Raw genomic sequence first — 20050 nt, forward strand, 5'->3', positions numbered from 1 at the left:
ACAACAGCGTAGCGCGATCCTCTCCCTCGCTGCGCAGTCCCCTGTCCTTGAGCAGGCGCCCCTTCAGGCTCAGCGCCTCGGAATAGTGGGCCTCCAGCAGCCCAGCCTCGCTGAACACCCGCCAGGCACGGATCGTATCGCCGCCGCGCGCGATCGTGCGTATCCGGGCCAGAAGCGCAAAAGTCATGCCGCCTTATATCCTCTGTCGCGCTGCTCAATCATCCTTGGGTGGCGGGTTCTTGATGTCCGGATCGATCGACAGGCCGATCCATCTCGGCTCCCCGGCATCGATGTCCTGAAGGAAGTCGATATTGATATTGAATCCGTGCCGCGTGCCATATTTGCCGCCCTGATTGTAGCGCGCGCGGAAGCGGAGAATCTTGTATCGATCGAGTTTCTCGTCATAATCATCATATTCCACCCCTCCATAGAAGGAGGCCAGGGATTCCTTGGTGGTGATGCCCTCAAGAGCCTTCGAAAAATAGAGTTGATCGCCGACCAGCGCGATCTCCACGAGGGAATCCTCCGTGATCGCGATATAACGGCGGCCCGGCGCGGCAGGCTGCTCGTACCGCAGCACGATCCGGTCGCATTCCACCTTCAGAATGACGTTGAAACGGATCGGTTCGGCATCGTCGCACAGTTCGACCGGCGCCAGCGGCGCAAGCCCATATTGCGTATAGTTCAACGTCGACATGTTTCGTTCCCCGCCATTTTCAAAAGGTCGCGACAATTTGGCCTGCCAGGACCGCCAGTCCTTGTTTACCGGATCGGACGCGACGAGCCGGTCCACGTCCCGGCGCGCCTCCGCCCGGAGCGCTTCCGCGCGCGGCCGCTGGCCCATTTGGTAGAGCAATTGGGACATCGAATAGCGGGCAAGCATCCAGTCCTGTATATAGCCCGCATTCTTCGGATCCTTATCGATCAGCCCCCGCAATATGGCGCTCTGTCGGTTGCGCTGGACCAGCGCTCCGTCATTATCCCCCTTCAGACGCAGCGCATCCGCCATCCATGCATGCCGATTGGCCAGGTCAGCGGCGACGGCCTGATCTTCCGGCAGCATGTGATGCACGCGCTGCATCGTTCCCAGTGCTTCGCGACAACTGTCCAGATCCTGCGTCCGACGGCCGGCATCATCAATGGCGATCGTGCAGATATTGCCCTGAGCATAGCTCAGTTCCCGCCAATATTTCTCATTCTTCGGCTGAAGGTCGACCATTTGCCGCGCCAGCGCACCATAGGCTCGGAAGCGGGGAAGCGCTGCCTCATTATGACCCTGCATATATTCGACATAGCCGAGCCAGAACTCGCTCTGCGCGTGGGCGAATATCCGTTCGGGGTTATGCGGTTCCGCAGACATCAGCGCCTTCGTCACACGATAAGCCTCGCGAAACTTGGCCAGAGCGCCCGCCTTGTCGCGCCGCCTGAAATCATCCTCTCCCATGGCTTGAAGGATACGCGCGCGCCGTTCGAGCGAATCCCGCGGAAGCGCCGAGAGGTCAGGCTGGTCGGCATAATAGTCGAGCGCACGCTCGTTCACCGTCTGGAGAATGTCGAGCCGGCCCACGCCCCTCAACTTTTCCCGCAGGTCTGTCAGCATGAATTCGATCAGTCCTTCCGCCTGCTGCCTCTGATTTTCCGCCTCACTTCTCGCCTTCGCGACAAATATGAGCATCGCCGCCATGAATAGAGCAAGAATAATGGACAGGAATGTGATGCCGATCACGCGTCGGATCTGCCGTTGCGCATCGCGTTCGATGATCCGGTCAAGACCTACGCCCGTAAGCGCGGCTACGATCTTGAGACGAGCGAGCTTTTGGCCGTCCTGATTTGGTCGAAAGTCCGCAGCGATCGGCTCATGCCGGACTCCATCTGCGTCGAGCGCGAACAGGGCGGTGGGAAAACTGTCCGCCGGCTCGCCCTCGATTAGCGCTGCTATGACGGGCCGGTCGGGGCGCAATTCGCGAAACAGGCTGATTTCGGCGTCGACCCAGCGTGATGCCTTGGCCGCCGGGGAGCAGAGGATGATCAGCGCATCCGATCGGGACAATGCCTGCCGGACTTCCCGGTCGAGGCTGGACGCCGCCGGAAGTTCAGCGCGATCGCGAAAAATCGGCGCCAGTCGCCGGGGCACGGTTCCGAGCGGCGTGGAGGTGCCGGCCAGTCGTGCCGGAAGGCGATAGGCCTCCAGCCAGCGATGCAGCCGGGCGGCCATGCGCTCGTCGGCATGGCTGTAGCTGAGAAAGGCGCGATAGGCGGGCAGGCCGGACGTTTCGGAAGCGGGATCGGCCATCCTCAGAACCGGCGGCTCCCGGCATCAAGGTTCTGCCTCGATGCCGGAACAGCGCCGAGCCATATTGTCGGGCAAGCACCGGCCCCAGCAGGAGACGCCATTATCCAATCCATCGCAACCGCCCCGTTCAGAAGCCGCCGGTGGTAGCCAAAGAGATCACTCAAGTCACGCCGCAATGGCCGGTGCCGCGCTGCCAGGACTCGAACCGTCATGGGGCCAGGATCACCGTCACCAGCAGGCCCGGTTTCGCATCGTCCAGGATAAGTTCGCCGCCATGCAGCCGCGCTGCCGCCGTTGCCAGCGACAGCCCAAGGCCGGCCCCGGTGATATGGCGCGATGCGTCCAGCCGCGCGAACCGCTTGAGCGCCTCCGCCCGGCGCGCTTCGGCGATGCCCGGCCCATTGTCCGCGACGCTCACGCGCAGGCTTGTTGCGTCCGGCCGCGCCGACAGCAGAATCCTGTCGCCGCCATATTTCAGGGCATTGTCGATCAGGTTGGACAGAAGCTGGGCGACCAGTTCGCGATGGGCGCGGATGACAAGGCTGGGCGGCGCGTCCACGGCGATCGTCACGCCCTTGTCCTCGGCGACCGCGCCATACATGTCCTGAAAATCATCCAGCATTGCGGCGATATCGAACGGCGCGAAACTGCCGCGACCGATGCCCGCTTCCGCGCGGCTGATGGCGAGCGCGGTGTTCAGCATCCTGACCAGCGTATCGCTCTCCTCCAGCGCGCGTTCCATCGCTCCGATGGCGGCTTCGTCGCGGCTCTGGCTGAGCGCATTTTCGATCACCGCCCGCTGGCGCGTAAGCGGGGAGCGCAGATCATGGGCCAGCCCGTCCGTCACCAGCCGCAATTCGCCGACCAGCCCCGTGATCCTGTCGAGCATTCCGTTGATCGCGCGTGCCAGCGCATCGAACATGTCGTCGCTGCCCGTGAGCGCGATCCGTCGCCCCATGTCGCCCGTGCCGATCTCGGTCGCGGTGTCGATCACCGATCGCAGCCGGCGGCGGATGATCGCCGCCGAAAGCCAGGCGGCTCCACCCGCGAGCGGCACGGCGAGCAGGATGGCGCTCACCAGCGCCGTCTCCAGAAAGCCGCCGAAGCGCAGGTCATTTTCGACGACATGGCCGGTCAGCAGCCGCGTCCCGTCGGGGAAGCGCGTGCTGACGAGGCCGATCACCTCCGGTTCCCGCCCGCGCCGGTCGTTGCGCAGCAGGTTGGCAAGGTGCCATTCCTCCGAAACGCCCACGCCGGCGGGCCAGCGGTCCAGATTGCCCGCGACCGTCTCACCGCGCGGAGACAGCAGCAGGATCACCGTCTGCCCGGTGCGGTCGTTGGCGATGCGGTTGCGGACGGTCGCCCCTGCCGCGCCCAGGCCAGCGGCGGCATAGGTGGCGGCGATATCGTCGCGCAGGCCCACTGCCACTTCCCGGCTGGCATGGTTGACCGACCGCGCGGTGAACTGATGCACCGCCCACAAAGCCGCGAGCACGCAGGCGATCTGCATCAGGAAGATGAGGGCGGCAAAACGCCATATGACGGAATGGCGCCAGCGCATGGTGCGGGTCAGCTCCGGTCGCTCAGGCGATAGCCCGCGCCCCGGACGGTGTGGATCAGCGGCGCTTCCCCCTCCTCATCGATCTTGCGCCGCAGCCGGCTGATATGCACGTCGATGACATTGGTGCCTGGATCGAAATGATAGTCCCACACGCCTTCCAGCAACATGGTCCGTGTCACCACCTCCCCCTTGTGGCGGAGCAGATAGTCGAGCAGGCGGAACTCCCGCGGCTGCAAGTCGATGCTGCGCCTGCCCCGTCGCACCTTGCGGGCGAGCAGGTCGACCTCCAGGTCGCTGCAACTCAGCCGCGTTTCCCGCTCCTCCGCGCCCGTCCGCCGGCGTATGACGATGCGCAGGCGCGCGAGCAGTTCGGCGAAGGCGAAGGGTTTGGCCAGATAATCGTCCGACCCGCTCGTGAGGCCCGCGACCCGGTCGTCGGCTTCGGCAAGGGCGGACAGGATGATGACCGGCGTCGTGATCGACGCCGCCCGCATCGCGGCCAGCACCGCCATGCCATCCATGCCCGGCAGCATCCGGTCGAGGATGATCGCGTCATGTCCCTGTTCGGTCGCCATGAACAGACCGTCGCGGCCATTGTCCGCGCGATCGACGACGAAGCCCTCCTCGGCCAGACCCTTGGCGATATAGTCTGCCGTCGTCGCGTCATCCTCGATCAGCAGCACCTTGTGGCTCATGATCCGCCTGCCCCTTCCATGGCATGCTCCCTTGCGGGCGCACGCATATGCGATGTCGCGCTCGCCCGGCCACCGCCGACCAGCCGTTGCAGGTCCACCATGGCGCGTGCCATCGACAGCCCCTGCGGACCGGCGATGAAGCGCGGTTCCCATATCGGCGCGAACTTCGCCTTATAGGCACGAAGCCCTTCAAATCCATAGAAGGCGCCGCCATGGCGATAGAGAAAGGCGCCGGCCTTCGCCCAGGGCGATGCCAGCCGGCGCGCTTCAAGGCCGGAAAGGGGCGCAAGGCCGAGCGCGAACCAGCGATAGCCCTGTGCCGCACCCCACTGCATCAGCCGGGCGAACATGAAATCCATCGCACCATAGGGAATGGTCCGGTCATGGCGCATCAGATCGACGGATATTTCGCGCCTGTTCGGCGTCGTCCAGATATTGGCGAAAGCGACGATCTCGCCATGGCAGCGCACGAGGGCGCAGTCGAACTGGCAGAGATAGGCCGGGTCGAACCGGCCGACGCTGAACCCCTTTTCCGTCGCGCCCTTGCCTTCCAGCCAACGGTCCGAAATCGCCCGCAAGCGAGGAAGCAGCGCCGGCACATCGGCCGCGCGGACGATTTCGAACGTGGCGCCTTCCCGTTCGGCCCGGCGAACGGCATGGCGCAGCGGGCGCGCAGCGGGACCGTCCAGCATGAAACGCGTCAGGTCGACGCGCGCATCCTCGCCATATTTGACGATCGACAGGCCAAGGTCGATCGCAAGCGACAGGCTGTCCATGCTGAGCTGATATATGAGCAGCCGGGCCTGCGCCGCATCGGCCCGTTCGCGTATCTGCCAGAGCAGGTCGGACCATTCGGCGGGATCGCCGACCGGATCCCCCATGACGATCCAGCTATGCCCCTGCACCTGATACATGAGGAAGGCGCGGCCCGTTGGCGAGACCAGGAAATGCTTGTCGCCGGTCAGCGCGAGGCAGGCGTCCGTCCGGCTGGCGAGCGCGAGCGCAGCGGGGCTGGGCGCGGCAGCTTCGGTAGCGATCAGCGCGCGGGTGGTTGCCGGGCGGAGCATGCTCCAGATCGCGGCGCCGATCGCCACCACCCCGGTCGCCAGCGCGGCACGCAGGAAGCGCGAGGCATCATGATGACGGCCGAACTGCCACCAAAGGTCATTCTGATAATCGACATGGCGATAGGCGAAGAAGCCGATCCAGATCGAAATGCCGACCGCCACCGCCAGCGCGGCGATCCATTCGGGTGAAAGGATGGCGGTGGTGAAGCTGGTCCGGCGATAGAAGGCGGAGCGGCTCGCCTGCAACAGGGCGGCGATGATGACGAGGACGGTGGCTTCCTCATAATCCAGCCCCTTCATGAGCGAGAAGACGGCGCCGGACACCAGCAGCAGGCGGGTGAGCCAGAAGGCGCCGTCGAGCCGGCGATAGAGGCCGGACGCCAACAGGATCAGCACCGCGCCGACCACGCTGGCCGCCAGATGCGATGCCTCCAGAAAGGGCATGGGGACGAAGGCGTTGAGCGCACGAAGCCGACCCGGTTCCGCCGGCAGCGATCCCGACACCAGCAGTACGATGCCCCCGACCGCCACCAGCACGGCCAGCAAGGCCGGCGCGATTTCGCGCAGCAGCATTTCCGCGCCGTCCAGCATCCGGCTGGCCGGTTGCCGCCAGGACCGGGCTTCATGCACGGCGATCAGCAGGACCGCGACGATCAGCGGTATGACATAATAGATGGCGCGATAGGCGAGCAGCGCGGCCAGCAGGCTGGGCCGGTCGATCTGCGGCAGGGCGGCCAGCATGACGGCTTCGAACAGCCCGACCCCGCCCGGCACATGGGTGACGAGCGCGAGGATGATCGCCAACGCATAGCCAAGGAAGAAGGCCGGGAAGAGGCTGAGGCTGGCATGCGGCACCAGCACGAACAGGGCAGCGCTTGCGGCCGTGAGGTCGATGCAGGCGACGCCGATCTGCGCCATCGCCTGACCCCGCGTCGGCAGAGCCAGCGTCCAGTGGAACAGGCGGATGGACCGGGGGCTTTGTCCCAGCGCCAGAATCAGCAGCGCCGCGCCGACCAGCAGGACGACACCGATGGCCCGCTGGATCGGCTGGGCGACGGACAGGCCATCCAGCGCCATCGGAATGGGATGGAAGGACATCAGAAGCGCCGCCATGGTCAGCACGCCGCCCCAGAAGGCCAGACCGGCCGACAGGATGATCCGGGCGGTTTCGCTGGGCCGCAGACCGGCCGCGCCATAGATGCGCAGCCGCGCCGATCCGCCTGTCAGCAGCGACAGCCCCAGATTATGGCTGAGCGTGTAGCTGCAAAACGAGGCGAGCGCGACCGTCCGCCAGCGCAGGCGCCGCCCCATGCCGAGCAGGGCAATATCATCGTAGAAGGTGAGCGCCAGATAGCTGAGGATGGTCATGCCCGCCGACAGGACGATCGCCCGCGCCGGCATCGCATGGAAGGCCGACCGGAAATCCCGGACATGCATGTCGGCCAGCAGATGATGCAGCGCGGCGAAGCCCAGCGCGGTCACGAGCATCATGCCGCCGATCGCCAGCAGCGTCCGTCGACGATGCATCCAAGGTTCGAGGGCGGCGGCGGTCATCGTGCCAGTTCCGATCGCGCCTGTCCCGATCGTGCGAGACGCTCCGGCGCGGGGAGGCTTTGGTCGATGGCGCGCAGCAGGACGGCGCTCACCGCGTCCGGATCATGCGCCAGCGGATGCCCGCCGGGCAGCGCGATCCGGGTGGCGTTGCGCTGATGGAGCGCGGGGCAGAGGCTTGCCGCCTCCTCCCGCCCATGAACGCAGAGCAGCGGCACCCAACTGAGACGCTGCGCCGCGACGGCCGCATCCTCCTCCGGCTCGCCCATCGAGAATATCTCGGTCGGGGAGGCGCGCCATTGCCGCGTCGCACCCGGCACGACCAGGCCGACAAAAGCGATGCGCGCGCGCAGCCGCGTCGGCACATAGGGCAGCGACGGGGCGATCACATCCGCGCCGAACGACTGGCCGAGCAGCAGCAGGGGCGCGACCGGATCGATCGAGATCGCGCGGCGCAACCCGTCCGCGATCATCGCGCCCGCCTGCTCGGGCGTTCGCCGCGTGCGGAAGAAATGCAGGCTGTTGACGGTGACGACGCTGATGCCGTGCCGGTTCAGTCGTTCGACGATATCCGGTCCCAGCCCGGCATGGAAACCCATGTCACCCGACAGATAGAGCGCCACCGCGCGGGGATGTGGCGATGCCTGCGCCGTGGCCGGCATGATGCCGAACAGCGTGCCGCCGATGTAGCCGATATACCAGAAGCCGAGCAGCACCATGCCCGCCACGATCAGGATCGGGCGGCCGAGCGCCTTCATGCCGCAAGTTCCCGACCGATCGGAGCGGCTGTTCCGATCGCGCCTTCGCCCGACTGGACGCGCCCGGTGCGTTCCAGCTTACCCCAGCCGACCCATGGTCCCAATATAGCCGTGCCCACCGCGCGGATGACGACGCCATACATGATCTGGCGGTAGAGGATGCGCTGCGCGACCAGCAGAAGCGCGGGATAGTGCCGCTCACGCGGTTCCAGCCGATAGGCGACCGCGCCGCAGAGAATGTCGACCGCCGTGAAGACCAGCCAGTAAAAGCCCATGCGCAGCACGTCGCTTTCGGTCTGCGCCCAGCCATGCTGATGCACCCGCACCGCCGTGTCGATCATGCTGACGACAAGGGCGAGATCGATGATGGGCGACACGATGGCGAAACCGATCTGGAACAGCCAGGCCTGGGGCAGGCCGACCCATGCCAGGCCTGCGGGATTGCCATCGCGCCAGATGCTGCGATGCTTCCACAGGCATTGCAGTGTGCCATAGGCCCAGCGGAAACGCTGGCGCGAAAGGGCGCGGAAGCTTTCGGGCGCTTCGGTCCAGGCGACGGCTTCGGTATCATAGGCGATGCGCCAGCCCGCGCGCTGCACCGCGATCGTCAGATCCTGATCCTCGGCCAGCGTGTCGAGCGGATAGCCGCCCACGGCGTCCAGCGCCGCGCGCCGCCATGCCCCGACCGCGCCCGGCACGACCGTGATCGCGCCGAAGCGGGCGAGCGCGCGCCGCTCCAGATTCTGCGCCGTCACATATTCCACCGCCTGCCAGCGGGTGACGAGGTTCACGCGATTGCCGACCATGGCGTTGCCGGCGACCGCGCCCACCTGCGGATCGGCGAACCAGCGCGCGAGCCGGGCGATCGTCATTTCCTCGAACTGGGTATCGGCGTCCAGCGCGACGATGATCGGCGCCCGCGCCATTTCCAGCGCGCGGTTGAGCGCCGCCGCCTTGCCGCCGTTAGACAGAGTGAGCAGCCGGACCCGCGCATCATCGGCAAAGGCCCGTGCCACGATCGCGTTGGTCGCGTCGGTCGATCCGTCGTCGACGACGATGACGTCCAGCACCACGTCGCGGCTGGCGAGCACGCGCCGCACTGACGCCTCGATCACTTTTGCCTCATTATAGGCGGGGATGATGACGGACACATGCTCGCCCGGACGCGGCGCCGGCGGATCGACCCGGTTGGAGCGCAGCCGGCTGCCCAGAGCCAGCCCGGCCAGCATCACCGCACGGCCCATGCCGAACAGGATAACGGCGAAGAACAGCCATTTGAGGACTGTTACGACCGACGCGACGATCAGGAAGATGGCGACGTCGATCCGCACCGCCACGAGGTCCGCGCCGCGGATCGGCGGCATGACCTGAGCCGGAGTCAGGCGCGCCAGCGTCGATACGGTGACGAACTGATAGCCCTTGGCCCGGAGCGCGCGGATGATGCGGGGCAGCGCCGCGACGGTCTGCGCCCGGTCGCCGCCGCTGTCATGCAGGAGCACGATCTGCGCCGACCGGTCGGCATTGCCCTCCTCCACCTGCCGGATAGTGCGCGCGACGATGGCGTCCACGCCCGGCCGCGTCCAGTCGCCCGGATCGACATGCAGGCCAACATTGAAATATCCGGCCTTCTGCGCCTCCAGCGCCGGCCCGATTTCATCCGCCGTGGTCGGCTCGGCATCGCCGAAATAGGGCGCGCGAAACAGCCGGACCGCATGGCCGGTATAGGCCTCGATCAACCGCTGCGTACTGTTGAGTTCCAGCGACACGCCGCGCGGCGACACCTGCGCCAGATTGGGATGCGTGTAGCTGTGGCTGCCGATCTCGCTGCCCTGCGCGATGATCCGCCGCAGCAGGCCCGGATGCATGATCGCATTCTCGCCGATGACGAAGAAGGTCGCGGGAACATGGGCCGCCTTCAATATGTCGAGGATCGGCGGCGTCCACACCGCGTCCGGCCCATCGTCGAAGGTCAGCGCGACCATGTGCGGCCTGTAGCCCGTCCGGCGGATGACATAGGGCGTGGGCAGGCTGACATAGCGTTCGTCGACGACCAGCCCCTTGCTCGCGCCCGATCCCATCTGAATGGCCCGATGGCCAATGGTGGGGACGTCGTCGATCCGCAATATCTCGCCCTGCCCCTCCACATCGACGGAGTTGAAGCTGGTCAGCCGGTTCATCGCGCCGGGAGGCACATCCTTCTGCACGCCGAGCGCCGACCAGAAGCCCGGATCTTCCGAACCCAGACGCCAGAGTGCGACGCCGCCGACACCCGACAATTGCGCTGCGCGGATCTGGTTCCAGGCACTGGCCGCGTCGAGCATCCAGACGTGATGGACCCGGCCATCCTGCTGATAGTCGAAGGTCGGATTGCCGCTGGCCGGATCGAACCGGATCGGCGCGCCCGAATAATGAGCCGACAGCCAGGCATCCTCGATCGAGAGCGTATCGGCCCGGCCGCCGCCTTCGGTCCAGTCATAGGCATAGTTGCCGACGGCGACGATCGTTTTCGACGCAGGCACATTCCCCAGCGCGGCGCGCAGGCGCTCCACGAACCAGGGCTGCGCCGCGATCGGACCGGCGCTCTGTCCGACATAATGCTGGTCGTAATCCATCAGGAACAGCCGATCCGCGACCCGGCCATAAGCGCGAAGGTTCCAGCCGGCATCGTCCACCGGCACGGTCAGCATGACCTGCAAATGCCGCCGGTGGAGCAGCGATGACGCCTGTCGCAGGAAGGCCGGATAGTCATGCTGGGCGCTGGCGGGCAGCGCCTCCAGATCGAAGACGACGCCCGATGCGCGCAGTTTCTTGAGGTAGGGGAGAAGCTGTTCCAGCCAGCGGGTGCGGGCGGCGCGGTCATGCAGCAGTGCGGCGGTCCCCCTGCCGTCCCAGTCCCCGTCCGCGACGTTCTGCACTACCGGCATGATCTGGGGGCGATGGCGCGCGGCCTTGATGATGGCGGTAAAGGCTGGATCGGCCGTCAGATGCAGCGCGTGCGTGGGTCCGGTGACAGAAATCAGGGCGGGCGCGACCCAGTCGATATCGGCGACATGCTGTCGCAGCGAGGCGCGGCTGGCATCGTCCCATGGCACATAGAAGGCGACGTTGACGGGGTGGATCGCGCCGCCATGGGATGCGGTCGGCAACCATCCGGCCAGCTTGCGAAGCGAAGCGCCCAGATGATTTAGCCGCTGCCCGATACTTTCCGGCTGAGGCCGTTCCATGCGCAGGGGGACCGCAGGCGGCACCGGCACATCGACGATCGTCACGGCAAAGGCGATCGCCGCGACCAGCATGGCGATAAGTGCAAGGGAGAGTGCAGGAAGCGTCAGACGCCGTCGCCGGCCGCTCGCATCGTAAAAAATCGGCCTTTGCATCGTTCCGTTCGATGGCTTGGAGAGGCGGCACGACAGGGGGACGTGCCGCCTCTCACCCATTTGGCCTGCTGTTAGGGCCAAGACGGACAATAGAGCGGGGCATCTGACCGGCAGATGGGCGCGATATTACAATAAGTTCATTTGTGCTTTTGATAGCGTAAAAGACGCGGGCTTGCCCTGCCCGTCATCTTCTGTCCCGCCGGTTGACCCGCAGGCCGATGTCAATTTGTCTCGCGCTTCAGCCTCTCCGCCAGCGCGTCAATCTCCTCCGGCTCCAGCAGCCAGGTGCGCGTCTTGCGCCCTTCCCGATGGACGGGTTGGGTCAGCAATATGCGCGCCTGCGCCTTGGCATGGGGTTTGTAGAGGCCGAAATGGACGGCGCAATCGCGGATCGTGCCGATCAGCGGCGCCTTGCCGTCCAGATCTATCATGGTCGCGGGCTGATCCCAGGGGATGCTGGCGACACCGGGAAATTTCTGTTCCATGGGCCTGCGTCACCACGCTCCGGCGCCGAAATCAAGACCAAAGCGATCTACTCGAAAATCGCGCGATCAGAAACTATCCGAGCAGCGCCATCAGGATCGGGTCGCCGGTCGCACGCGGATCGCGGCGAATTTCCGCTTCCTCGCGCCCGATGGCGCGGAAGATGGCGTCGCCAATCTGGCCCGACACATTGTCGGCCAGCGCGGCATAATCCTTGCCGCCGGTCGCCGACAGCGCGGCGGTCAGCATTTCGAACATGTCCGAATCCAAGGCGCTGGAGGTGCCGGGCAACAGCATCTCCACCACCGATCCGCGCGCTTCCCGCGCCAGCAAGTCGGTCGCCGCCGTCGGCCCGCCGCGCAGCACCGCCACCGCGTCCGTCAGCGTCATGCGACGCACCGCGTCCATCACGATCGGCGCGGCATTGTCGGCCATGTCGACTGCCACATCGTTCAATCCCATCGCCACGCGATCCCGCACCGCCCGTGTGCGCAGCAGCGCGCCCAGCACCGCACCACCCTTTCCACCCCCCAGATCGGGCGGCACGATCCGCGTCAACTGATCATCATAGAAGCCGCCTGGTCCGGTCAGCCGGGCGAAGGCGCGCTCGCTCGACAATTCGAGCAACCGCCGCACGGCATCCTCGACCGTGTAGCGCCCCATCGGCGTGGCGCAGGCCGCCAGCGGCAGCAGCGCCATCGCCGCGATCAGCCGGCGTCTGTCGAGAAGGTCAATCGATTGATCCATGGCGCGTCTCCCTTTTTGCACAGGGACGCTATGGCCCCATGAGGCTTGCGGAGCGCTGAATGCCTTGCGCGATGTCTGGGCCGCTTTCATTGTACGCGCCGGGCCGGTCGAGGCGGCCGCCCTGCATCAGCGCGGCACCATGCAGATGGCGCCGTCGAGGCGGATCACTTCGCCGTTCAACATCGGATTACGGATGATAGCTGCGCATATTCTTCTGGTCGGCCAAGCCGGCTGGGAAGCGCACCTGCGCGCCCAATGCGTCCTGCACATGCTGGGGGACAGCCGCCAGCATAGGGGTCAGGAAAATGCCCGGCGCGATCGTCATGGCGCGGATCCTGTGCTGAGCCAGACCACAGGCGATCGGCAGGGTCATGCCGACCATCCCGCCCCTCGACGCCGAATGCGAGCACATCATGCAACGCCTCGGCCGCGTCCAGCCCGACCCTGACGCTGGCGTCGTCCGCCAGTTTGACATTGACGCGAAGGCCGCACAGTTCAGTCGCCATTGCCTTACCAAGGTCGAAGGAAACGCCGGTCGCGATCGCAGCTACGCCCTTGATATCCATGTCTTCGTCTGGTCACGATCAGTTCTTATTCGGCCGGCTTGCCGGATCGATCCGCAGCCTCATCCGGTCCAGCGGCGATCGTCCGGGCGGTCTGTCCGCTGATCGCGCTGCCCGTGGTCATCTTCGCATGGGCGTGGGCCAGATGATGCGCGTTGAAGGCGAGGTCCATCGCCGTCCGCTTGCCCATCGCATCCTCGGTCTGGTTCAGCACCTGCTTGGCCAGGGTCAGGCCGAAGGGAGGCACCGCCGCCAGCCGTTCCGCGACGGCGGCCGCCTCCGCCTCCAGCGCATCGCGTTCCACCAGACGGTTGACCATGCCGAGCGAATAGGCGCGCTCCGCGCTCATCCGGTCGCCCAGAAACAGAAATTCGCGCGCGACACGCGGGTGCATCTCGAACGCATGGGCGCAATATTCGACGCCCGGAATGCCCATGCGCAGCACGGGATCGGAGAAAAAGGCGTCGCGCGAGGCGATGATGAGATCGCATACCCAGGCGAGCATCAATCCGCCCGCAATACAGGCTCCATGCACCGCGGCGATCGTTGGCTTGGGTATCTCCCGCCAGCGTCGGCAGAGACCGAGATAAAGTTCCTGCTCGCGCACATAGGCCCAGGCAGCGCCATCCAATTGGCTATGATCGCCCCAGAGCGACCGGCGCGCCTCGGCTGGTTGATCGGCATCTCGCCCCGGCGTGCCGATGTCATGGCCTGAGGAGAAATGCCGGCCCTTGCCGGTGAGGATGATCGCCCTCACATCCGGGTCATCGACAGCCCGCGCAAAGGCAGCGTCCAGCGCATAGAGCATCTGCCCATTCTGCGAATTGGCGAAGTCCGGTCGGTTGAGCTTGATCCACGCGGTGGCTGCGCGCCGCTCGTAGAGGATGGGTTCGTCGGTTTCGTAGATCGCCACGCGCCTTCAGCCTTCCTGCTTTTGCCATGGACGCGGACGTGGCTTGCCCGTCGCGGCGATGACAGCGGCGTCGACCTCTTCGCTCGTCGGATTACCGCGCAGGGTCAGGCCGCCATTCACCTGGAGATTCTGGCCGCTCATGAAGCAGCCGTCGCTCGCCAGCCAGGCGACGGCGTCGGCAATGTCGTCCGCGGTCCCGGCCCGGCCGAGCGGATAGTGTTTTTCATAGGTTTCCCAGACGCCCGGCACCAGCTTCGCCCCCGCCGCCATGGGTGTAGCAGTAATGCCCGGCGACACCGAATTGGCGCGAATACCACACGGCCCATATTCATTGGCGATGCAGCGCACGACATGGTCGATGCCCGCCTTCGTCCCCATATAGGCGCTATGGTCGTCCAGCATAATCGTCGCCGTGGCCGAGCTGATCTGGATCAGCGAACTGCCCCGGCGCATCAGCGGTAGCATCGCCTGGAAGAACTGGAAGGGACCGATGAACTGGAGGTCGGTCATCCGCCGCAATTCGGCATCGGTGGTGAGTGCGAAAGGTTTCAGCAGGCCCCAACCGGTCGCATTGATGACGATGTCCAGCCCCCCGACCTGTGCCCGCGCCGTCTCCGCGAGGACGGCCAGCGACTCCTGGCTGGTGATGTCGCAGGTCGTGGGAACGCCGTCGATATCCTGCGCCAGACGCTCCAGTTCCGCCGCATCTCGCCCCGCGAGGATCATTCGCGCGCCATCATGGGCGAGGCGGCGCGCGATGACCTGCGCCATATTGTCGCGCGTGCCCGCGCCGATGATGAGGCCCGTCTTGCCCTTCAGCGTGTCATTCATGCCAGTTTCTCCTCACGCCACCGACCGGTCCCGCCCGACCCAATAGGGCGCGCGCAATTCCCGCCGCAGAACCTTGCCCGATGCGTTGCGCGGCAGGACATCCATGAAATCGACGGTTTTGGGCACCTTGTACCCCGCGATCGAAAGACGCGCCCACGCGCGGATCGCCTCCGCGTCGACGGTCGTGCCCGCGTGCAGGACGACGATGGCCTTCACCGCCTCGCCCCAGAGCGGATCGGGCACACCGATTACCGCCACATCCGCGACATCGGCATGCCCCCTGATCGCATTCTCGACCTCGGCGGGGAAGACATTCTCGCCGCCGCTGACGATCATGTCCTTGATGCGGTCGCGCAGATGGAGGTAGCCGTCCGCGTCGAGGAAGCCAGCGTCGCCCGACCGGAAATAGCCTTGCGCGTCAAAGGCCTCCGCCGTCGCTTCGGGCAGGTTCCAATAACCGCTCATGGCGGTGGGCGAGCGGATGACGACTTCCCCGCTCTCGCCCGGACCCAGCCGGCGACCTTCGGGATCGATGATCGCGATCTCCACCCCGTCCAGCGGCCGCCCGGCCGATGCCATGCGCGCATTGCCCTGCGCCTCATGATCTTCGGGCGGAAGTACTGAAATGGTGCCGCACATCTCGGTCATGCCATATTGCTGCACGAAGCCGCACTGGAAGATGTCGATCGCCTCGCGCAGCACCTCCAGCGGCATGGGGGATGCGCCATAGACGATAGTCCGGATGCGGCCATAATCCACCTGCCGCGCACGCGGATGGCGCATGATGAATTGCAGCGCGGACGGCACGGTGAACAGCTTGCTGAGGCGCTGATGCTCGATCGCGTCAAGCACAAGGCCGGCGCTGAACTCCTCCGCCACCAGCCCGGTCGCGCCCGCGCACAGCGTCTGCAGGCCAAAGCCGGTGCCGCCGATATGGAATTGCGGCATGACGATCAGGCTGACATCCTCCTGCGTCCAGCGATTCCATTCTGGTTGCGCCTCCTCCGGCAGGGACCGGAAGGCCAGGAGTGCGCGTTGGCTGAGCAGCGCGCCTTTGGGGCGCCCCGTCGTGCCCGACGTGTAGATCTGGACGGCGATCGCTTCAGGATCGCGCACATCCTGCATCTCCGACCCGATGCCCGATGTCCGCCAAGATGTATAGGCGCTGGACGGATCGTCGCCGTCGACAACGATGACATGGGGCGGGTGTGGCAGGCCTGCTGCCAGCTGCGTCATGTCTTCGGCATGATCCGGGGTCACGAACAGCAGGCAGCAACCGGCATCCTCCAGGATCCAGCCCGCTTCTTGCATGGCGAGCCGCCAGTTGATGGGCACGAGCGTCACGCCGGCGCGCGCGGCACCCAGCAGCAACTCATAATATATATCGCTATTCTTGCCGAAATAGCCGATGCGATCCCCCACCTCGCACCCGGATGCCCGTAGCGCGCCAGCCGCTTCACGACTGCCGCGTGCCAGGTCTGCATAGCTGCTTTCGCGCGCCTGGAAACGCAACGCCACCTTGTCGCCGTAACGCTGTTCCTGCGCATCGATCATGTCCGCAAGGGAGGTGAAAAGTGGCGCGGCAGGATCTTTAGCAACGTCAGACAAGGACGGCCTCCCAAGTGCGATCGGTAGCGACCATCATGATCCTCTCTCGTTAAAATTACGCAACGCGTCCGCCTTTCTCTATAAGCGATAAAAGGGGTATTGCGCCAGAGCGATTCATGCTCCAGTCAATAAAAATAATACTCGTTATATATTGATGGAGAATAGCCTGTGACCGTCAGCAAGCCCGCATGGACCATCGGCGATCGCCCAGCGCTTTCGCTGATGCTGGGCGGCAATGTGTTCGGCTGGACAGCCGATCGTGCCGCCAGCTTCGCCGTCCTCGACCGTTTTGCCGACGCGGGCGGCACCTTGATCGATACCGCCGACTATTATGCGGCCTGGGTGCCGGGTAACAAGGGCGGAGAATCCGAACGGATGATCGGCGAATGGCTGGCGACCAGTGGACGGCGCAATGATATGACGATCGCCACCAAGGTCGGGCTGCTGGAGGGGCCGGCGGGCAACGGCCTCAGCGCCGCCCGGATAAGGGAAGCGGCCGATGCGTCGCTGCGACGGCTCCGGACCGACGTCATCGACATTTATTTTGCCCATATCGACGACCAGGCCACACCATTGGAGGAAACGCTGGCCGCATTCGACGCGCTGGTCCGGCAGGGCAAGGTCCGGATGCTGGCCGCTTCCAACTTCACCGCCAAACGGCTGGCGGAGGCTCTATACATTGCCGATGCGAATGGATTCCATCGGTTCAAGATGATTCAGCCCAAATATAATCTGGCTGTTCGCGACAGCTATGAAGGTCCGCTGGAGCAACTGGCTTTGGCGGAAAAACTGGCGGTCGTCCCTTTCTACGGCCTGGGCGGCGGCTATCTGACCGGCAAATATCGCGATGCCGCCGATATTCTCGGCACGCCGCGCGAAACATGGCTGCGTCCCTATGTCGACGAAAACGGGCCGGCCATACTCGCGGCGATGGATGCCATCGCGGCCGACACCGGCTTCAGCCTGCCCGAAATCGCGATGGCATGGGTACGGGGAAAGCCCGGCATCCTCGCGCCGATCGCCAGCGCAACCAACGCCGCGCAAATGGATGCGCTGATCGTGGGGACCAATGTGAAGCTGACACCCGAACAGCGGCGTCTGCTGGACATCGCGATTTAGACTCCGGCTCCTCCCTTTCTGGTCGCCCGCTCTAAATCCGGTTGCAGAAAATGATATCATGTTCTACTTTTTATGTAATCACATGTCAGGAGAGTAGCGAGTGTCCGAAAGTTGGGACTATATCATCGTCGGTGCGGGATCGTCAGGTTGCGTGCTGGCTGACCGACTTTCCGCTGATGGACGCTATAGTGTGCTGATGCTGGAGGCAGGCGGCACTGACGACAGTCCTATGATCCACATGCCCAAAGGGATCGGCAAGGTTGCCGCGAACCCCCGCTATGCTTGGCATTATCAGGTGGACCAGCGCCGCCTGCCTGACGTGCCGTCAACCGAAAGCTGGGTACGCGGCAAGGGGCTGGGCGGTTCTTCCTCAATCAACGGCATGATCTATGTCCGCGGCCAGCCGGAAGATTATGAGCAATGGGTCCGGCGCGGCGCTACCGGCTGGGGCTGGGACAAAATGAAGCGCGCCTATCAGGCGATCGAGGATCATGAACTGGGCGCGGGCGACGGCCGAGGCGTGGGCGGGCCTCTGCACATCAGCACCGGCAAATATCGCTATCCGCTGGCCGAGGCGATGATCCGCGCGGGCGAGCAGATGGGCCTTCGGCGCAAAGACGACCTCAATGGCGAGGATCAGGAAGGGATCGGCTATTATTCCCACAATATCAAGGATGGCCGCCGCCAGAGCGCCGCACTGATATTCCTCAAACCCGCGAGCAGGCGCCCCAATGTCAAGGTCGTGACCGGCGCGCAGGTCGACCGCATCCGTTTCGATGGCAGGCGCGCCGTGGGGGTGGACGCCGTCGTCCATGGCCAGCCCACCTTCTTCGCCGCAGCAGGCGAAGTCATCCTGTCCACCGGGGCCGTCGTATCGCCGCTGATCCTGCAACGCTCCGGCGTGGGGGCGGCGCAGCGGCTCGCTTCGCTTGGCATCGACATCGTCGCGGACAGCCCGGCGGTCGGACACCGGCTGCTTGAACATCTCGGCATATCGCTGCCGCATCGGCTGCGCGGCGCAAAGGGCAATAATCGCGAGTTTCAGGGGCTGCGGCTGGTCGGCAATGTGCTGCGCTATTATCTGAAGCATGATGGCCCGATGGCGACTGGCCCCTATGAGGTGGGCGCCTTCGTGCGCAGCCATGCCGATGCGTCGCGGCCCGACCTCCAGCTTTTCTGGAGCGCCTTCACCTTCAAGCGGGTCACCAATGCCAACGCCCCCGTCCAGCTCGCCGCCGTGGAGGACGAACCCGGCATGACGCTCTATGGCCAGCTGGTGGGCCTGACGTCCGAGGGCTCGGTAGAGATCAGCAGCGCCGATCCGGCCGCGCCACCGATCATCAATCCCAACTGGCTGACGACGCCGGAGGACGTGAAGACCGGCATCGCGTCCATCCGATATATGCGCCGCATCCTGCAACAGGGCGCGATCGCGCCTTATGTCGGCGAGGAATTGCTGCCCGGCCGCGCCTTCGAAACGGATGCGGAGATCGACAAGGCGCTGCGCCTCTACGGCCGGTGCGGCACGCATGCGGTCGGCACCTGCGCCATGGGCGGATCGAACGATTCCGTACTCGACGCGGACCTGCGGGTTCGCGGTGTCGAAGGGCTGCGCGTGGTGGACTGTTCCGCCATGCCGGGCCTCATTTCCGGCAATACCAACGGCCCTGCCATGGCGCTGGGCTGGCGTGCGGGCGAGGTGATCCAGCGTAGCAGGCGCAGCACATAGACGCGAACCGCCTCCCATCAGGCAGGCGCGCCTACTGTGGCCTTCGGCGGAAAACCGCGCTTTTCAGCGCAACCAGGCGAGCGAACGGTCGCGCAGGTCGATCGGCGAAGCGTCCGTGGTCAGGATCATCGCCCCCTCCTGCGGCAAGGGCGGCTCCAGCGTCGCCAGCTGGCTGTCGAGCAGGCTGGCGGGCATATAATGGCCGGGACGATTGTTGAGCCGCGCCAGCAACTGTTCCCGGCTGTTTTCCAGCAGGATGAAGCGCACTGGAACGCCGATCGCAGCGCGCAGCCGATCGCGATAGACGTGGCGCAGCGCCGAGCAGGCTGCAACGGCGACGCCATGGTCTTCAACGCTCGTCGCCACAGCCTGCCCCAGACGGTCGAGCCATGGCCAGCGATCATCGTCAGTCAGTGGGCAACCGCTGCGCATCTTTTCCACCGCTTCGCCCGAATGGAAGCTGTCGCCTTCCAGAAAGGGACAGTCGAACGCCTCGGCCAGTAGCGCTCCCAGCGTGGACTTGCCGCAGCCGCTGACGCCCATGACGATGACCGCCAGAGGCGATGTCGGGGCGGGGTCGACAGATGGCGGCAAAACAGCATCCCTTGCAGGCAGGCGACGCACATGGGCATCGCGATGAAGTCCCCCGGCTATACCGACCGATGCAGGTCCATGAAAACTACGACCTTTGTCGCAAGTGCCAAGACCCGCCCCCGCCTTTAGCCATGCGACTCAAGGCGATAACTGCATGGAGA

14 protein-coding genes and 2 pseudogenes are annotated in these 20050 nt (G+C 65.2%); 2 read left to right on the forward strand and 14 right to left on the reverse strand.

What is annotated here, in order from left to right; translation table 11 throughout:
• The 13 genes and pseudogenes from VMR39_RS05755 to VMR39_RS05815 form a co-directional block, all read right to left on the reverse strand.
• Nucleotides 1–187 (reverse strand): annotated as a pseudogene (locus VMR39_RS05755) (DUF4071 domain-containing protein); the annotation flags it as partial.
• Nucleotides 188–214: 27 nt separating this feature from the next.
• Entirely contained in the window at nucleotides 215–2293 is a 2079-nt protein-coding gene (locus VMR39_RS05760) for a nucleotide synthetase (protein ID WP_325415043.1), read from the reverse strand.
• A gap of 208 nt (nucleotides 2294–2501) precedes the next feature.
• A complete protein-coding gene (locus VMR39_RS05765; RefSeq protein ID WP_325415044.1) occupies nucleotides 2502–3854 on the reverse strand; it encodes a HAMP domain-containing sensor histidine kinase in 1353 nt (450 codons plus the stop codon).
• A gap of 8 nt (nucleotides 3855–3862) precedes the next feature.
• Entirely contained in the window at nucleotides 3863–4549 is a 687-nt protein-coding gene (locus VMR39_RS05770) for a response regulator transcription factor (RefSeq protein WP_325415045.1), read from the reverse strand.
• Nucleotides 4546–7170, reverse strand: a complete 2625-nt coding sequence (gene mprF / locus VMR39_RS05775) for a bifunctional lysylphosphatidylglycerol flippase/synthetase MprF (protein ID WP_325415046.1) — start codon at nucleotides 7168–7170, stop codon at nucleotides 4546–4548. The genes VMR39_RS05770 and mprF overlap by 4 nt, the downstream gene beginning before the upstream one ends.
• Nucleotides 7167–7925 (reverse strand): AcvB/VirJ family lysyl-phosphatidylglycerol hydrolase, encoded by a 759-nt coding sequence (locus tag VMR39_RS05780; protein ID WP_325415047.1) that lies wholly within the window; start codon nucleotides 7923–7925, stop codon nucleotides 7167–7169. The genes mprF and VMR39_RS05780 overlap by 4 nt, the downstream gene beginning before the upstream one ends.
• On the reverse strand, nucleotides 7922–11302 hold the full coding sequence (locus VMR39_RS05785; RefSeq protein WP_325415048.1) for a glycosyltransferase: 3381 nt from the start codon (nucleotides 11300–11302) through the stop codon (nucleotides 7922–7924). The genes VMR39_RS05780 and VMR39_RS05785 overlap by 4 nt, the downstream gene beginning before the upstream one ends.
• A 221-nt stretch (nucleotides 11303–11523) precedes the next feature.
• The gene (locus tag VMR39_RS05790) at nucleotides 11524–11787 is read right to left on the reverse strand and encodes a hypothetical protein (RefSeq protein WP_325415049.1); all 264 of its coding nucleotides are present in this window, start codon (nucleotides 11785–11787) and stop codon (nucleotides 11524–11526) included.
• Between the two features lie 73 nt (nucleotides 11788–11860).
• Complete coding sequence (locus VMR39_RS05795; RefSeq protein ID WP_325415050.1) at nucleotides 11861–12532, reverse strand: DUF4197 domain-containing protein; 672 nt, start codon at nucleotides 12530–12532, stop codon at nucleotides 11861–11863.
• Between the two features lie 126 nt (nucleotides 12533–12658).
• A pseudogene (locus tag VMR39_RS05800) lies at nucleotides 12659–12935 on the reverse strand (SDR family NAD(P)-dependent oxidoreductase); the annotation flags it as partial.
• A gap of 188 nt (nucleotides 12936–13123) precedes the next feature.
• Nucleotides 13124–14008, reverse strand: coding sequence for an enoyl-CoA hydratase (locus tag VMR39_RS05805; protein WP_325415051.1), 885 nt, complete (start codon nucleotides 14006–14008; stop codon nucleotides 13124–13126).
• 6 nt (nucleotides 14009–14014) lie between these two features.
• Entirely contained in the window at nucleotides 14015–14839 is an 825-nt protein-coding gene (locus tag VMR39_RS05810; protein WP_325415052.1) for an SDR family oxidoreductase, read from the reverse strand.
• A gap of 12 nt (nucleotides 14840–14851) precedes the next feature.
• The gene (locus VMR39_RS05815) at nucleotides 14852–16447 is read right to left on the reverse strand and encodes a long-chain-fatty-acid--CoA ligase (RefSeq protein WP_325415053.1); all 1596 of its coding nucleotides are present in this window, start codon (nucleotides 16445–16447) and stop codon (nucleotides 14852–14854) included.
• Between the two features lie 168 nt (nucleotides 16448–16615).
• On the opposite strand from VMR39_RS05815, the gene VMR39_RS05820 reads away from it, so the two are divergent.
• Together VMR39_RS05820 and VMR39_RS05825 are read left to right on the forward strand one after the other, a co-directional pair.
• A complete protein-coding gene (locus tag VMR39_RS05820; protein WP_325415054.1) occupies nucleotides 16616–17566 on the forward strand; it encodes an aldo/keto reductase in 951 nt (316 codons plus the stop codon).
• 100 nt (nucleotides 17567–17666) lie between these two features.
• Nucleotides 17667–19295, forward strand: a complete 1629-nt coding sequence (locus VMR39_RS05825; RefSeq protein ID WP_325415055.1) for a GMC family oxidoreductase — start codon at nucleotides 17667–17669, stop codon at nucleotides 19293–19295.
• 63 nt (nucleotides 19296–19358) lie between these two features.
• Here VMR39_RS05825 and VMR39_RS05830 read toward each other — a convergent pair whose 3' ends face one another.
• Entirely contained in the window at nucleotides 19359–19889 is a 531-nt protein-coding gene (locus tag VMR39_RS05830) for a gluconokinase (protein ID WP_325415056.1), read from the reverse strand.
• Nucleotides 19890–20050 lie beyond the last annotated feature (161 nt).

Source organism: Sphingobium sp., from assembly GCF_035511395.1.
In the GTDB taxonomy this organism is placed as follows: Bacteria; Pseudomonadota; Alphaproteobacteria; order Sphingomonadales; family Sphingomonadaceae; genus Sphingobium.

Bases quoted from the DNA above. Each gene is read 5' to 3' on its own strand.
- VMR39_RS05760 (WP_325415043.1), bottom strand. From the start codon at position 2,293: ATGGCCGATCCCGCTTCCGAAACGTCCGGCCTGCCCGCCTATCGCGCC.
- VMR39_RS05765 (WP_325415044.1), bottom strand. From the start codon at position 3,854: ATGCGCTGGCGCCATTCCGTCATATGGCGTTTTGCCGCCCTCATCTTC.
- VMR39_RS05770 (WP_325415045.1), bottom strand. From the start codon at position 4,549: ATGAGCCACAAGGTGCTGCTGATCGAGGATGACGCGACGACGGCAGAC.
- mprF (WP_325415046.1), bottom strand. From the start codon at position 7,170: ATGACCGCCGCCGCCCTCGAACCTTGGATGCATCGTCGACGGACGCTG.
- VMR39_RS05780 (WP_325415047.1), bottom strand. From the start codon at position 7,925: ATGAAGGCGCTCGGCCGCCCGATCCTGATCGTGGCGGGCATGGTGCTG.
- VMR39_RS05785 (WP_325415048.1), bottom strand. From the start codon at position 11,302: ATGCAAAGGCCGATTTTTTACGATGCGAGCGGCCGGCGACGGCGTCTG.
- VMR39_RS05790 (WP_325415049.1), bottom strand. From the start codon at position 11,787: ATGGAACAGAAATTTCCCGGTGTCGCCAGCATCCCCTGGGATCAGCCC.
- VMR39_RS05795 (WP_325415050.1), bottom strand. From the start codon at position 12,532: ATGGATCAATCGATTGACCTTCTCGACAGACGCCGGCTGATCGCGGCG.
- VMR39_RS05810 (WP_325415052.1), bottom strand. From the start codon at position 14,839: ATGAATGACACGCTGAAGGGCAAGACGGGCCTCATCATCGGCGCGGGC.